The 15,318-nt window shown below is 49.9% G+C and carries 14 protein-coding genes; 4 read left to right on the top strand and 10 right to left on the bottom strand.

Features of this window, described 5'->3' with window-relative positions; translation table 11 throughout:
- Positions 1-25: 25 nt before the first annotated feature.
- The 9 genes from truD to ACJJI4_RS03820 all read right to left on the bottom strand — a co-directional run bounded on the left by truD (position 26) and on the right by ACJJI4_RS03820 (position 9,250).
- Entirely contained in the window at positions 26-988 is a 963-nt protein-coding gene (truD, locus tag ACJJI4_RS03860) for a tRNA pseudouridine(13) synthase TruD (RefSeq protein ID WP_444927126.1), read from the bottom strand.
- Complete coding sequence (gene ispF / locus ACJJI4_RS03855) at positions 981-1,466, bottom strand: 2-C-methyl-D-erythritol 2,4-cyclodiphosphate synthase (protein WP_444927125.1); 486 nt, start codon at positions 1,464-1,466, stop codon at positions 981-983. Before ispF ends, truD begins: the two co-directional genes overlap by 8 nt.
- Positions 1,466-2,185: a 2-C-methyl-D-erythritol 4-phosphate cytidylyltransferase gene (gene ispD / locus ACJJI4_RS03850; RefSeq protein WP_444927124.1), complete on the bottom strand. Its 720-nt coding sequence runs from the start codon at positions 2,183-2,185 to the stop codon at positions 1,466-1,468. The genes ispF and ispD overlap by 1 nt, the downstream gene beginning before the upstream one ends.
- Entirely contained in the window at positions 2,182-2,469 is a 288-nt protein-coding gene (locus tag ACJJI4_RS03845; protein ID WP_282931806.1) for a septum formation initiator family protein, read from the bottom strand. The genes ispD and ACJJI4_RS03845 overlap by 4 nt, the downstream gene beginning before the upstream one ends.
- Positions 2,470-2,564: 95 nt before the next feature.
- Positions 2,565-3,851: a phosphopyruvate hydratase gene (eno, locus tag ACJJI4_RS03840; RefSeq protein ID WP_282931805.1), complete on the bottom strand. Its 1,287-nt coding sequence runs from the start codon at positions 3,849-3,851 to the stop codon at positions 2,565-2,567.
- A 129-nt stretch (positions 3,852-3,980) separates the two neighbouring features.
- Positions 3,981-4,826 carry a 3-deoxy-8-phosphooctulonate synthase gene (kdsA, locus tag ACJJI4_RS03835; RefSeq protein WP_413664888.1) on the bottom strand — a complete coding sequence of 282 codons (846 nt, stop codon included), beginning with the start codon at positions 4,824-4,826 and terminating at the stop codon, positions 3,981-3,983.
- Between the two features lie 55 nt (positions 4,827-4,881).
- On the bottom strand, positions 4,882-6,516 hold the full coding sequence (gene pyrG, locus ACJJI4_RS03830; RefSeq protein ID WP_252085084.1) for a CTP synthase: 1,635 nt from the start codon (positions 6,514-6,516) through the stop codon (positions 4,882-4,884).
- 125 nt (positions 6,517-6,641) lie between these two features.
- Positions 6,642-7,952 carry a tRNA lysidine(34) synthetase TilS gene (gene tilS, locus ACJJI4_RS03825; protein ID WP_444927123.1) on the bottom strand — a complete coding sequence of 437 codons (1,311 nt, stop codon included), beginning with the start codon at positions 7,950-7,952 and terminating at the stop codon, positions 6,642-6,644.
- A gap of 68 nt (positions 7,953-8,020) precedes the next feature.
- Complete coding sequence (locus ACJJI4_RS03820; protein ID WP_444927122.1) at positions 8,021-9,250, bottom strand: helix-turn-helix domain-containing protein; 1,230 nt, start codon at positions 9,248-9,250, stop codon at positions 8,021-8,023.
- A 224-nt stretch (positions 9,251-9,474) separates the two neighbouring features.
- Between ACJJI4_RS03820 and ACJJI4_RS03815 the strand changes: the two genes are divergently transcribed.
- The 4 genes from ACJJI4_RS03815 to ACJJI4_RS03800 all read left to right on the top strand — a co-directional run bounded on the left by ACJJI4_RS03815 (position 9,475) and on the right by ACJJI4_RS03800 (position 13,662).
- Positions 9,475-10,068, top strand: a complete 594-nt coding sequence (locus ACJJI4_RS03815) for a gluconate 2-dehydrogenase subunit 3 family protein (RefSeq protein WP_444927121.1) — start codon at positions 9,475-9,477, stop codon at positions 10,066-10,068.
- Positions 10,069-10,079: 11 nt separating this feature from the next.
- A complete protein-coding gene (locus tag ACJJI4_RS03810) occupies positions 10,080-11,816 on the top strand; it encodes a GMC oxidoreductase (RefSeq protein ID WP_444927120.1) in 1,737 nt (578 codons plus the stop codon).
- A 95-nt stretch (positions 11,817-11,911) separates the two neighbouring features.
- Positions 11,912-12,994, top strand: coding sequence for a sugar phosphate isomerase/epimerase family protein (locus ACJJI4_RS03805; RefSeq protein ID WP_444927119.1), 1,083 nt, complete (start codon positions 11,912-11,914; stop codon positions 12,992-12,994).
- A complete protein-coding gene (locus tag ACJJI4_RS03800; RefSeq protein WP_444927118.1) occupies positions 12,991-13,662 on the top strand; it encodes a DUF1349 domain-containing protein in 672 nt (223 codons plus the stop codon). The genes ACJJI4_RS03805 and ACJJI4_RS03800 overlap by 4 nt, the downstream gene beginning before the upstream one ends.
- A gap of 129 nt (positions 13,663-13,791) precedes the next feature.
- On the opposite strand, the gene ACJJI4_RS03795 is transcribed toward ACJJI4_RS03800, so the two are convergent.
- Complete coding sequence (locus tag ACJJI4_RS03795) at positions 13,792-14,541, bottom strand: alpha/beta fold hydrolase (protein ID WP_444927117.1); 750 nt, start codon at positions 14,539-14,541, stop codon at positions 13,792-13,794.
- Positions 14,542-15,318 lie beyond the last annotated feature (777 nt).

The following is a 15,318-nucleotide window of genomic DNA, read 5'->3' as shown; positions in this document are numbered from 1 at the left end:
AGTGCCAGTCGCCTAAATACAAATTCTATGTGCACTGTTTAACATTGACCAGCTGAGCTATCTCCCGTAGCAAAGCCGTAGCAAAAGTACCCGGTGGCAAGGCGAATTCGACGATTAAATGATCACCTTCCCACTCATAGCGAAATGCCTCCGGGGATAAAATCATGGCCCGACGTTCCTGGCTAAGACCACAGTGCTCCAGCCAGTTGCACCAAGGCTGCCACGGGGACAACACTTGCTCTTCCAACTGCCCCAGGGCATCCGTTGACAGGTTTCTGCCACGCCCCCAAAGAGGCCCGGTTGGGTAATCTTCAGGTTCCCCAACGAGAGGGCTCTGCCAGGTTCCGGCGTTGACTCGCTCAGCCAAAACCTGGTTGAACAGCCAGCTACGGGCAGCAGACATGGCGAAGGCCTTTTCGCTTTTGCGGCAGCGACCGTCCTCTTCAGCTAAGTTTTTTGCCAAACTAAGGTTATTGCCATCAATCCCAAAGCGCTGTTCACCGAAGTAATTGGGCACCCCTTTGGGAATTAGCTGAAGTACTTCTTCTACTTTGTCCCGATCACCTTCGACATTGCGCAGACGAATTTTGAAGCGATTCCCCATATGCTCGCCGCGACGCAACTTGCGTGGTCCCCGGAAGGCCTGGAGCAATGAAATCTCATCGCTGTTAATTTGCGACCAGTCTGCTTCTGGCTTTTGTCCGAGCCATACACTGAACCATTGAGTGGTAACAGCATGTCGGTCTTTCAAGCCATAAAAGCTGACATCCCGGGTTTGTACCCCGGCTAACTTCGCCAATTCCTTGGCAACCCAGGCGGTATTTGCCCCGCGCTTTTTAACCTGCAAGTAAACATGCTCGCCATCTTTATCAGCCGGCGGCATAGCCAGTTCATCGACAATAAAATCTTCTGGTTCTGTGCGAAAATCGCCAGAAATTACCGCACCCCCAAGCGCTCGGGGCCAATCCAGATTCCAAACTTCAGACATCTTTGCGCTCTAATAAAACAGTAGCTTGCGCGGCGATACCCTCACCGCGACCAGTAAATCCAAGCTTTTCTGTAGTGGTTGCTTTGACACTGATCGCATCGCAATCAACACCACAGTCAGCGGCAATATTGACTCGCATTCCATCGATATGCGGAGCCATTTTGGGGGCCTGGGCAATCAACGTCATATCCGCATTAACCAAGCGATACCCTTTACTATCGATTAATCCAACAACATGTCGAAGCAGGTTTCTGCTATCCGCTCCGGCAAATTGTTCATCGTTATCGGGAAAGTGTTTACCGATATCTCCCAGGGCCAGAGCACCCAGTAAGGCATCCGAGAGGGCGTGCAGTAAAACATCCCCGTCAGAATGAGCTACCAATCCATTCCCATAGGGGATTTGTACTCCTCCGAGCACTACATGATCACCGGGGCCAAATGCGTGAACATCAAAGCCCTGGCCTATTCGAAAACTCACTATCGCTTATCCTCAGTCGGGGAGTAGCGCAGACGTAAAATAGTTTCTGCAATTATGATATCGGCGGGGTGCGTCACTTTAATATTGTCACTATCACCCGCAACCAATTGCGGTGAATGGCCAAAAAACTCCAGTGCACTGGCTTCATCGGTTACAGCAACCCCCTGTTCCAGGGCTTTGCCAAGGCATGAGTGCAGAGTACTGAGAGGGGCCCGTTGCGGGGTTTGCGCCAGCCAAATACTTTCGCGCTCAACCGTTTCTTCCACACAGGCTACACCGCCAGTCACATGACTGCGCTTTAATGTGTCGCTTGCAGGGCGCGCCAAAAGTGCCATCGGTGAGACTTCGTCACTGAGTAAAGCGCAAATATCGCGCTCAGACACACAGGGTCGTGCAGCATCGTGGACTAAAACCGGAGTATCGCCGCTTTCTCGCTCCGCCAGGAAATCCAGGGCGGACTGAACAGAGTCTGCTCTCTCAGCTCCACCAATGACGGTGTGTACCAAGGGGTGGTTTGCTTCTTTCAGGTGAGGGAAGTAGGTATCCTGCTCCGATAGCGATACTACAACGCCGGCCAATCCTGGCCACCCAAGAATATTTTTTAAAGTCAGGGATAGCAGTGGTCGCCCGAGCAACGGCAGGTACTGTTTCGGGCGATCGGCCCCCATACGTTTGCCAACGCCGGCAGCGGGTACAATGACCCAATAATCCTTAATCAATTTTCAGCCTCTTCCTTATCCAGGAAGATAAACAGTGTTTCCCCTTCCTTGATCAGTCCCAGGTCATAACGGGCTTTCGCTTCCACACCATCAGTGCCAACTTTCAAACTGCGGACTTCCCTGAACAGTTGACGGTTTTCCCGCACCAGCGCGATATTTTTTTCTTGCTGTTGGGCTAATTGACGCTTGAGACGGGTAACTTCGGCGAGACTACCTTCACCAACCCAAAGTCGGTACTGGGTGGCGAGGAGCATAATGGTGAGTATTGCCAGCAGCCATTTCATACGAGATTACGATATTTCGCTTGTTCGTATTTATAGTACTACAAAGAGGGGCTAGCCCCTCTTTGTAGTACTTGCACGCTAATTCAAATAATGGATTACTTGAATTCAGCGCGGCCGCGATAAGGAGCGGAGCCATTCAGCTCAGCTTCGATGCGCAACAGACGGTTGTACTTGGCTACGCGGTCTGAACGGCAAAGGGAACCGGTCTTGATTTGACCAGCAGCAGTCGCAACCGCCAGATCCGCAATAGTAGTATCTTCGGTCTCACCGGAGCGGTGGGAGATCACAGCGGTGTAGCCCGCATCTTTAGCCATTTTGATCGCATCCAGAGTCTCGGACAGGGAGCCGATCTGGTTGAACTTGATCAAGATAGAGTTACCGACACCTTTCTCGATACCTTCCTTCAGGATCTTGGTGTTGGTTACGAACAGGTCGTCGCCTACCAGCTGTACTTTTTCACCAATTTTATCGGTGAGTACTTTCCAACCGTCCCAATCACTCTCGTCCATACCGTCTTCGATAGACAGGATCGGATAGTTGGCGGACAGATCGGCCAGGTAGCTGGCAAAACCTTCGCTATCGAACTGCTTGCCTTCGCCAGCCAGATCGTACTTGCCATCTTTGTAGAACTCGGAAGAAGCGCAGTCCAGAGCCAGGGTAATGTCATCGCCCAGGGTGTAACCGGCCTTTTCTACTGCTTCAGCAATCACTTTCAGCGCTGCTTCGTTGGAAGGCAGGTTCGGAGCAAAGCCACCTTCATCGCCAACTGCAGTATTCAGGCTGTTGCTGGACAGTACTTTTTTCAGGGAGTGGAAGATCTCAGCACCTTGGCGCAGAGCTTCGGCAAAAGATTCAGCCTTAACCGGCTGAACCATAAATTCCTGAATATCCACATTGTTGTCAGCGTGTTCGCCGCCATTGAGGATATTCATCATCGGTACCGGCATGGAGTACTCGCCCGGGGTGCCGTTTACCTCAGCAATGTGCTGGTACAAGGGGATTTTTTTGGAAGCGGCAGCTGCTTTAGCGGCAGCCAGGGAAACCGCCAAAATAGCGTTGGCGCCGAAGTTCGCCTTATTTTCAGTGCCGTCGGCATCAATCATCGCCTTGTCCAGGGCGCGCTGATCGGAAGCATCCATACCCTTGAGCAGGTCGGCGATAGTAGTGTTGATATTTTCAACCGCTTTCAGGACACCCTTGCCCAAGTAACGGCTTTTATCGCCATCGCGAAGTTCCAGCGCTTCACGGGAGCCAGTGGAGGCACCGGAGGGAGCGCAGGCGGAGCCAATAGAACCATCCTCCAGGATTACATCGGCTTCAACGGTAGGGTTACCGCGAGAATCCATTACTTCAAAGGCTTTAACAGCGACAATCTTGCTCATTTACAATGGGCTCCGTATTGGTACTTACTGAAAATAGGTTTTCGTAAATCAGACTTTACGCACTTTTTGCTAAATAGCAGAGGGGAAAGTGCCGCGCGCCCAATCAGGGCGCGCAAAAGTATCTCTTTTTTATTTCGTATCCAGCGGCTCGAAACCCTTGATCAGGTCATCTACCGCTTTCATCTGCGCCAGGAATGGCTCCAGCTTTTCCAGTGGCAATGCACTGGGGCCATCACACAATGCTTTGTCTGGATTCGGGTGTGCTTCCAGGAACAGGCCGGCAATACCGATAGCCAAACCTGCGCGGCCCAGCTCAGTGACCTGCGCACGGCGACCACCAGAGGCAGCACCGGAAGGATCGCGCATTTGCAGTGAGTGGGTGACGTCAAAAATCAGCGGTGCACCGCCGGAGGCATTGATCATGGTGCTAAAGCCCAGCATATCGACAACCAGATTGTCGTAGCCAAAGCAGGCACCGCGCTCACACAAAAGAATGTTTTCGTTGCCGCACTCAGCAAATTTCTCCACCACATTTTTAACTTGCGGCGGGCTCATAAACTGGGGCTTTTTGACGTTGATCACTGCACCAGTCGCTGCCATAGCGGCGACCAGATCAGTCTGGCGGGCCAGGAAGGCCGGCAGCTGGATAATATCCACGACTTCGGCAACCGGAGCAGCCTGGTGTACTTCGTGGACATCGGTAATCAAGGGAACCTTAAAGGTATCTTTGATTTCCTGAAAAATCTTCAGGCCTTCTTCCATTCCCGGTCCGCGATAGGAATTGATGGAAGAGCGATTGGCCTTGTCAAAAGACGCTTTAAAAACATAGGGAATACCCAGTTTTTCAGTGACTTTTACATAGTGCTCAGCCACCTGCATCGCCAGGTCGCGGGATTCCAGTACATTCATACCGCCGAACAGCGCAAAGGGCTTATCGTTGGCGACCTGAATATTTCCGACTTCAATTGTTTTCACTGTCAGCTCCCTGTCATCTCACCCCCAGTCACAGAGACCGGGGGCGGATTACTGATTAACCCTGGTTTTCACGCTGCTTCATTGCGGCGGCAACAAAGCTTTCGAACAGCGGATGGCCGTCGCGCGGGGTTGAAGTAAATTCCGGGTGGAACTGGCAAGCAACGAACCAGGGATGGTTCGGCAATTCAACCATTTCTACCAGGGTATCGTCTGCAGACCAGCCGCCAATTTTCAAACCAGCTTGCTGCAGGCGATCAACGTAGTTGTTGTTCACTTCATAGCGGTGGCGGTGGCGCTCTACAATGACGTCGGCGCCGTAGATATCGCGAGCCTTGGTGTCTTTAGCCAAGCGACATTCCTGGCCACCCAAGCGCATGGTGCCACCCAGGTCGGACTGCTCGTCGCGCTTCTCGATATTGCCTTCGCTATCGATCCACTCTGTGATCAGGCCAATAACAGGGTGCGGGGTTTTAGTATTGAATTCAGTACTGTTGGCACCTTCGAGGCCGAGCACATTGCGCGCGAACTCGATAACCACAGACTGTAAACCGAGGCAGATGCCCAGGTAAGGAATATTGTTTTCACGAGCGTAGCGAACAGATTCAAGCTTGCCCTCTAAACCGCGCTCACCAAACCCACCTGGAACCAGGATTGCATCGGCATCCTTGATCAGGTCAATGCCGTTCTCACCCTCAACGTCTTCAGCGTTGATAAAGTCGATATCCACTTTGCAGCGATGCTTGATACCCGCATGGGTCAGGGACTCGATCAGGGACTTATAGGCATCCAGCAACTCCATGTATTTGCCAACCATGGCAATTTTCACTTCGTGCTGCGGGTTCAGCTTGCCATCGACCACTTCGTCCCACTCGGAAAGGTCTGGTGCCTGGCATTCCAGCTGCAGTTTTTCCACAACGATATCGTCGAGGCCGTAACTGTGCAGAAGACGCGGTACGCCGTAGATGGTCTTGGCATCGGGCAGCGGTACAACAGCGCGCTCTTCCACATTGGTGAACAGTGCGATCTTGCGGCGGGAGTCCTCATCGATCTCGCGCTCGGAACGGCACAGCAGAATATCCGGCTGCAAGCCGATAGAACGCAACTCTTTAACAGAGTGCTGGGTCGGCTTGGTCTTGGTTTCACCAGCAGTGGCAAGGAAAGGCACATAGCTCAGGTGGATCAACAGGGCGCGATTGGTGCCCATTTCCACACGCAGCTGACGCACAGATTCCAGGAACGGTTGGGATTCGATATCACCTACGGTGCCACCGATTTCAACAATTGCGACATCGACATCGCGGCCACCTTCTACAACGCGGCGCTTGATCTCGTCGGTAATATGGGGGATCACCTGTACGGTGCCACCCAAGTAGTCACCACGGCGCTCTTTGCGCAGTACGGTTTCGTACACGCGGCCGGTGGTGAAGTTGTTACGCTTGGACATCCGGGTACGGATAAAGCGTTCGTAGTGACCCAGGTCCAGGTCAGTCTCGGCACCATCCTCGGTGACATACACCTCGCCGTGCTGGAAGGGACTCATGGTACCCGGGTCTACGTTGATGTAGGGGTCCAGTTTGAGGATGGTAACCTTGAGGCCACGGGCCTCGAGAATGGCGGCCAAAGAGGCGGAGGCGATACCTTTCCCCAACGAGGAAACCACGCCACCAGTTACAAAAATATAGCGCGTCATGCAAAACCTTGGTCAGTTGAGCGCTCGATGAATGTCGAGCTTACAGGGCTGGCCCGGGCGGATAATCCAGCTTCTCCCGGTGCCTTTTAGACGGGGCGCCAGGGTAGCAGAAACCCCCTTAACACTCAATCGAAAAACCGCCAGCCGGGTGGTTCATCCGGGATGGCGCAGCCTGCTTTGCATGAAAAGAGCCCCGCGACAGCCACCAGATCATCCCCCAAAAATACCAATGGGACACGATCCCTGAGCCAGGGCTCAAGGGCCCACTCCTGCAAGAGCTTCTTAAGCGTTTGTGACCTGGAGCGATTTACCGGGTGCGCACGCTCCCCCCCCCTGCGATAACACACTCTATAGTCGTCCACTGGCCAATCCGAAGAGGGCCGAAGAATGCCACCCGCTGGCAGAGCCAGATTAGAGCGGCCATCCCAGTGCCAACCTTTATCGGAGTTATTGGCAATTGGCGCCAGCTCAGGGGTCAGGTAAAGGCGATTCCGAAAACGCCGCACCACTTGCCCACCCAAATTAACTTCAAGCTGTGCATCCTCTGCCGCATGAGTCACCTGGGAAAGCGCCTGATTTAATAGGGCCGACTCTGGCGGCTGCCCCCCTTGGCGCAACACCCAATGCCGCATAAGGTTTTTACGGCGCCCCTCGCTAAGGCTGAAGAAGCGAGGCAGGGCCAGGCTTTCGCCAAATCGCTCCACCTTTAAATCAACCTCCTCCAGGTCAGCAAGTGCCAACTCAGACAGCAAGTCCGCAGACTCCCTCAGGTTCTCCGCTGCCCGAGCGATCTGGCGACTCACTCCCCAACGCTGGTTGAGCAGTGGCACAACTCGATGCCGTAAAAAATTCCGCTCCAGGGCCTCATCCGCATTGCTGTCATCTTCAATCCAGCTCAATCCGTGAGCCTCAGCCCACTGCTCTAGTTCTTTTCGCCCCGCCCTGAGTAGAGGGCGCAGTAAGTACTTATTATCTCCGATCGTTCGACTCTCGGACATGCTGGCCAATCCCAACACGCCCGCGCCCCGCATTAAGCGCAGCAGGAAAGTCTCAGCTTGGTCGTCCGCGTGGTGGCCGAGCAGAATTTGATCACCTTCAGACATCACCTGATTGAAGGCCGCATATCTCGCCCGGCGAGCCCCCTGCTCCAATCCGCCATCTTTGTAATCAACAGTAACCTGGATGGCTGTAAAGGGTACCGCCAGACTTTCAGCAAACTCTTTACAGTGAGCGAGCCAAATGTCCGCATTTGTATTTAGGCCATGGTGAATATGAAGCGCACGCACGGGAATCTGGCAAGTTACCAGAAGGTGCAGGAGAACACTGGAGTCCAGACCACCAGAAAACCCCACCCACAACTGGCCGCTGGCAGGGTGGGATTTTAGTAACCCCTTTATCAGAGTTGGGAGTTTTTCAGGGGGGTCTACGGGTTTCACAAGGGGTCGAGCCAGAATCAAATTTTCAAAAGTATACTGCCAAACCCAGCAAAGGCGACTAGAGCCCTTTAGCTGGGCTCTATAGCACCCTTCTCACTGCCAGCCCTGGCTTCGCAATTAAGCCGGCGGTACTCGGTCGGCGTCATACCAACCATTTTCTTAAAAAACGAGTTAAATGTAGCCTTGGTATTAAAGCCCGAGGACAACATTACCTCCATCACGGTGAACCCCGCTTTTTGCGGCTCCCGCAACATCCGTTTTGCCTCATCTATACGGTAACGGTTTACAAACTCGAAGAAGTTGCACTGAAAATGACGATTAATCGTCTGTGAAAGCAACCTGCGTGATACCTGTAACTGCCCGGACAACTGCTCTAGGGTAAGGGCTGGAACCAAGTAAGGCTTTTCTTCCCGCATATAATTTTCAATTTGGGCTGCCAACTCCAGATCAATCTCAGGCTCCCCATTAGCATCCTGTTCCTGGTCAGAACCTACATCTTCCCCGGACTTCTCCACTTTATGCCCATCGCCCTCAAACATTGAGGAGTAACTGAGACTAAAGAAGATCATGGCACTAACCAAAACAAATACGGCGTAGTTACTAAACAGCCCCATCGCTCCAATATCCAACTGGAGCTGCCACTCCTGCGCCAACCCTACCGCCAGGTTAATCATCAGAGCCCAAATACGAACCAGCAAGAAGCCCCAGATCAACACCAGCAGCCAAGTCAGGTCAATTTTCTCAATACTGGAATGATTATCTCGAATCTGCCTGCGGCATCGACGCACCTCAAAAAGACACAAAACACCGAAAAGTACCCGAAGCGATTCACGAGCCAATCCCAACAAGTGATCGAACATTGAGCCAGTAGTTAAATTCTCCCCACGCAGCATGGCTGTCTTGGTTTCGCTATCAAATTGCCAGTAGGAGAAATATTCAAACACGACTGCCAGAAAAAAAGGCAGCAAGTACCAAAGGTCCCGCCTGGAAATCCTAAACCCCTCGCGAGTTAAGGAGCGGGTATACCAAAGTAACAGGGGGCCTTCTAACCAGTAGGCTGCGCCAAATACAAAAAACAAGTTCGGGGAAGTCTCAATGGACCAACTGCGGAAACCCTCACCAAAATTAATCAGGATATCCAGGGGAATAGCGGCTTGTGAGAACAGAAATAGCGCCAACAAGGTGTTGCTGAAACGCCGCTCACGACGAATCACTAACAACAACAGTGCAAAAAGAGCGCACTGATAACTGGTCATTATCAGAACAATATCGTGGAAATTGAATAGTAAAGCGTCCATTGATACTCAAATAGCCCTTCTACCTTGAAGGATATTACCACTAAACCACCATCGGCCCGCCCAAATAAGGGGTAAAGCTTTAGGTAATACCTGAATTTGTACGTCCAGATTTGGGTATTACCACAAATCAAGACGACGAGTTTAAGCCCCAAAGACAAAATCTCCCTACCAGTATCGATTCACTAGAAAAGAACTAACTCTTCAAGCAACAAGAGGAGACCGGGATGATAAACCGTCGGAAATTTATTCAAGGACTGGCCACTGTGGGCGGGACCTCTCTGGCCCTAACCTGCACAGAGCAGCAAGCTCTTGCGGCAGCAGATAATTTTTTCAAATCGCGAAGAACTGACGCCTACCGGGCACGGCTTTTCTCTATTGAACAACTCACCACCCTGCACAAAATCTGCTCCCACCTGATACCCGCAACGGATACTCCCGGCGCAGCTGAAACAGAGTGCCATTTATTTGTCGATCACTATTTAACCGACTGCATAGAAGAGCAGACCCAGCTAAAAACCAAAAAGCTCTTACATGAGTTGGATGAGCGTGCCACCACCCGGTATGGACACCCCTTTATTCATCTTGCCCCAGAACAATCGGTTGCTCTACTCGAATCACTCGACACCGGAATAGCCCCCTTTAACCCAGACTTACAGCAAGATTTCAGGAATCTTAAATTCCTGGTGTGCCTTGGCTACTACACCAGCTTTACCGGAGCCACCCGTGAGCTTGCTTACCAAGCAATTCCCGGTGGATTCAAAGGTTCAGTTCCATTGGATCAAACCGGGAAGGCCTGGGGTTCACTGCCACGTATTTAAAGGAAAGCACTATGCAAAATGATGAATTATTGATCCAAAAAGAAAGCCAGATATTTGACGCGATTGTTATAGGATCAGGTATTAGCGGCGGCTGGGCAGCAAAAGAACTAACCGAACGGGGATTAAATACCCTGATGATAGATCGGGGCCGGATGGTAAAACACGGTCAGGACTACCCCACAGAAAACAAGGGACCTTGGGAATTCCCGCTCCGTACTAAAATGAACCTGAAAGAGAAAAAAGAAATCTATCCGATACAAAGTCGTAGTATTTTTCTCAATGAAAGCACCAAGCATTTTTTCTGCAATGACAACGAACAACCCTACTCCACAGAGCCCGGCTCAGACTTTACCTGGATTCGCGGCAATCAAGTAGGAGGCAAAAGCCTTCTCTGGTTCCGGCAGTCATATCGATTTAGTAACCACGACTTTCTCGCAAACAAACGTGATGGCGTAGGAGTTGATTGGCCCATTCGCTACAAGGATATTGCACCCTGGTACAGCAAAGTCGAACGCTTTGCCGGAATCAGTGGCAATACGGACAATATTGAGCAACTGCCAGACTCCGAATACCAACCACCATTTGAGATGTACCAGTGTGAACAAGACATCAAGTCCAGGTTTGAAAAGCAGTATCGTGATAAGCATTTCATTATTGGAAGAGCTGCTCACCTGACCAAGCCAAACCGGGAACAGGTTGCCCTAGGCCGATACAACTGCCAGGCTCGTAACCAGTGCCAACGAGGCTGCTCATTCGGCGGCTACTTTTCTACACAAAGCGCCACCATGCCAGCCGCAATGAGAACCGGCAAACTACAAATTGCCAGTAATAGCGTGGTACACAGCCTTATTTACAACTCGCAAAAGAACCGAGTAGCTGGCGTAAGGGTAATCGACAGCGAAACCCTACAACAACGAGAGTATTTTGGCCGAATCGTTTTCCTCTGCGCATCCACATTGGGCTCAACCCAAATACTCCTCAACTCAGCCAACAAGCATTTCCCCAAGGGGCTCGCCAACAGCTCTGGTGTACTGGGCCACTACCTTATGGACCACAATTACAATACCTCAGCCCACGGCTTTATTGATGGTTATGAAGATGAGTACTTCTCCGGGTGGAGACCAACCGGCATCCTGATTCCCAATTTCCAATATCGCCCCGAACTTTACCGAAAGCACTACAAGCGCGGCTACCAGATTTCAGGAAGCGCCTATCGGCAGGACTGGCGAACAATGGCTGCTTCCGAGGGGATTGGAAAATCTTTCAAAGAAAAACTGCAACAACCTGGGCGCTGGGGATTTTGGATCGGTGCACAGGGAGAGATGTTACCGAGGCACGAAAACCAGGTCAGCCTCCACTCCACCAAAAAAGATAAGTGGGGAATCCCGCAACTACATATCAATTGCCAATGGTCTGAAAATGAGCGCCTAATGATGGAGGATGCCTGTGAGACCATGCAAGCTATGCTTAAGAATTTGGGACTAAGTGAAGTTAGTGGACAAGTCACTAGTGATAAATACCCCCCTGGAAGTGCCATCCATGAGGTAGGCACAGCACGAATGGGTAGTGATAAAACCAACTCAGTTTTAAATGGGCACAACCAATCGCACGATATACCCAACCTTTTTGTAACCGATGGCTCCTGCTTCGCCTCTTCAGCAGTTCAAAACCCCTCTCTAACTTTTATGGCATTAACTGCTCGAGCCGCAAACTATGCAGCCAGCGAACTTTCTGCGGGGAGATTATAAAAGTGATAAGCCTACGAAATTTATCTCGCAATCTGTTTACAGCTCTTCTCTTGACAACTTTACCCACCTTAAAATCAGTCGCAATAGAAGTGAATATGACTACTGAGAAAATTGAACCCCAACTCGGGGTTCAACTATGGTCTGTTCGCCATGAGTTAAACCGGGACTTTTCAGGCACCCTAAAAAGACTAAAAGCAGCAGGTTTTAATGCGATAGAACTGGCTACGGAACTAGGTCCGTACAAGGAAAAGCCAAAGGAACTCCGCTCTCTACTAGAGCAATTAAAGCTAAAAGTGAGCGGTGCACACGTTTCTATTACCCAGCTGCTCCCGGAATCAATTGATGCAACGGCCACTTATTACCAGACCCTGGGTGCCGAATACCTAATTGTTGGCTGGGACCCGAGAAGCTGGGACCCTAACGGGGTAGACAAGTTAATATCGCAGCTTCGCAGTGCGCAATCCGTTCTTTCCAAGTACGGTTTGAAAACGGGATTTCATAATCACGATAAAGAATTTTCCACCTATCAAAACACAACTTTCTGGGACTATATATCCCAGTCTACTGATGACAATTTCATTTTGCAGTTAGACATCGGCTGGGTTTCTGCGGCAGGCAAAGATCCTATCAACTATCTAAAACGATATCCGGGGCGAACCTATACCACTCACTTTAAATCCTGGGTTCCTGATGAGAATATTAACAATAAAGCTAGGGAGCCTCTGAATAACTCCATGATGCCTCTGGCATGCAGAGCGGTTCACAATCAAGGCGCGGCTTCGCAGGAATGTCTAGACCTTTCAAGAAGTCGCAACGCGGAGTGTGAATCGCTCTGCAAGCCCCGAAGGGCGGGCCTTGAAGGCCGCATCTGCTGCGTTGCAACTCTTGCAAAGGGCTACGGCCATTCGCGGCGAGCTGCGCCTAACATCTGCAGCCTTCAAGACCCGCAGAGGCATTACGGAGTTAATCAGAGGCTCCCTATAATCGGCATGGATCTAATAGATTGGCCTTCAATTATTGAGGCCAGTATCGAAGTCGGCGGCAGCCAGTGGATTATTCTTGAGCAGGAGACTGCGCCAAAGGGTATGGAAACAATAGAGGCACTTATAAAATCAAAAGCAAATCTTCAGCAATACCTTTCATCGTATATGTCCACTAGAAAGGATATAAAATCATGAAATACCTATTCCCCGCCCTATTGACTTTGATACTTCAAACCAGCAATTGCATAGCAATGACAGCCGCCCCAGAAACTTACAACTATTTAAGAATTCCCTATCCGCTGGAAAGACAGCACACCATTCAAGAACCAAGCATCGCACCTTCAAAAGTCACCATCACCGCCACAAAAGGCAGCGATTTATTCACCAATGCCGACAGCTCTTATCAAATAGACAATGCCCCAAGATTAATTTTCGCACCGAAATCTGACTTTATTTTTTCCGCAAAACTCCCTGTAGACCTTGAGAAAAAATTTGATGGAGCCGCTTTAATTGTTTATGCAGACGAGGGAAACTGGGCAAAACTTCTACTTGAGAGGTTTAACTCTGGCAAAAATGGCATAGCGTCTACCGTCGCTTATAAAGGTGGTGACGATGCCTATCATATAGAAACCCAGAGGGAATACAGATATCTAAAAATTGCGAGGAAAGGGACTACATACTTCTTTTATCACTCAGAGGATAGCAGACACTGGTCATACCTTCGATCATTTTCCCTGCAGACCTCCAAGTCCACCAGGATTGGTTTTCTTGCCCAATCACCTACAGGCCCCGAAGTACAAGCTTTGTTTTCTGACATTAACTTTGAGGAAAAAACAATTACAGACTATATGCAGGGAACCTAACGACCCGACTATCATCTCGAAGAAAAAACTTCGAGAGAACACTAATAACAGCCTTCGAGATACATAGCTATGACAAGCGCAACTTCTGTCATAGCTATGCATCTCGAGCCACCCGGGAAATGCTTGTCATCAAGCAGTCCGCGCCAAGGGCCTGTTTATACCAAGAAGATACCCAGAGAGAAGCTGATAAAATTCTTCAGGCTTTTCCAGCATAGGGCTGTGGCCGCAATCATACACTTCACAATAATCCAAATTATCATTCTGGGAGGCCAGCGATCGCCAGGATTCAGCCGGTGTTATTTGATCGAACTCTCCCCATATTAACTTGATCGGGCATCTCACTTTCTTCAGACTGCCATAAACATCATACTTCCTACTTATATTCAGCCATTTAACCACTGATTTAAACGTTTCGTTAGTGGAGAAAATAGTATTGATATCGGCGACGCCCTTTTCGTAGTCCGGTTTCGGCAGGCGGTTAATATCTCGGAAGACCCGCTCACAAAGTATATTTGCTGCTCCAGGTACCGACCCGCGTAAATCAGAAAGGGAAACTCCTGCCTCCAATTCCTCAAGCCCCGGGGCTCCACTGATAACCACCCCAGCCACCAATTCAGGATATTTTGCGGCAAAATCTAACGTAATAAGCCCACTCATCGAGTTGCCGACCAAAATATTATTATCCATATCTCCATTTAACTGGAGACACTCTCTAATCATTTCGTGCGCCGAATCCAACTTACCCATAAAAACCTCGGGGATAGATGGCTCGATAACAGTTATTTTATGCCCCTGCTGCCGACAAGCGTCTGCAACCTGGTTCCAAATCCACCCACGCGCGAAAAGTCCTGGTAAAAAAACGATATGACAAGGTGCCATTAGTTCCTCCAATTCCATTTCAAGTTAATTTATCCGCACCATCCCCGGCACCACCATGACCGAGGACCTCAAAATGCATAAAAATCAAACAGGGAACCAACCCACCATAACCGCCATAATTCAATGGAAGGCCAGGTCTGAAAAGTAAACACTCGAAAAATAACCAGCAATAAGAATGCCAACTATCCAAGAGCCCTAATTTTGAGAGCGAAGCCATACTAACCAGAGTGGAATGGCAGCTTCATTTCAAATCAATTACCTTTCTGTTCCCGAGAAAATGGAATCTGCGCAAAGCCTACCCCACTCCAAAATTTAAATAAGATTAGAAAATAAAATTTATTGAATTATTTATTCGCTTGCACGTTTGCAGTGCCTGACAACTCAATACAGCACCAATAGCGGCAATAATTTTGTGACAATTAATACTATGAAGGCGTGAAATAACAAAAATCAGGAGAGGTAGATTTATCGTGGGACTACGCTATCCAATATACTAAAAAGGGAGAAGGAAATAATACACTGCGCTCGAGACCCTATGAGGCATGGATGCCGATTAGGAGCTTACAGGGATGTATTCACAGCGTGTCTCGAGTGAAGTGTATTCTTTCCTTCCACCCCAGTAGTAAATCTATGGGATAAAAGAAATAGTAATATCTGGAAAGAAGAGATTGGTGGGCAAAGAAGTGCCAACGGGATAGAACATCACACTGGCACCGTTCCTGTGAGAACAAATTATTTCAGCCGCTAACCGAAACCAAAAAAACAGGCTCCGGTTAG

This window comes from Microbulbifer maximicatervae (SeqCode) (assembly GCF_052467305.1).
Note: the sequence above shows the minus strand (reverse complement) of the source record. Positions and strands in the feature narration are given on the sequence as shown.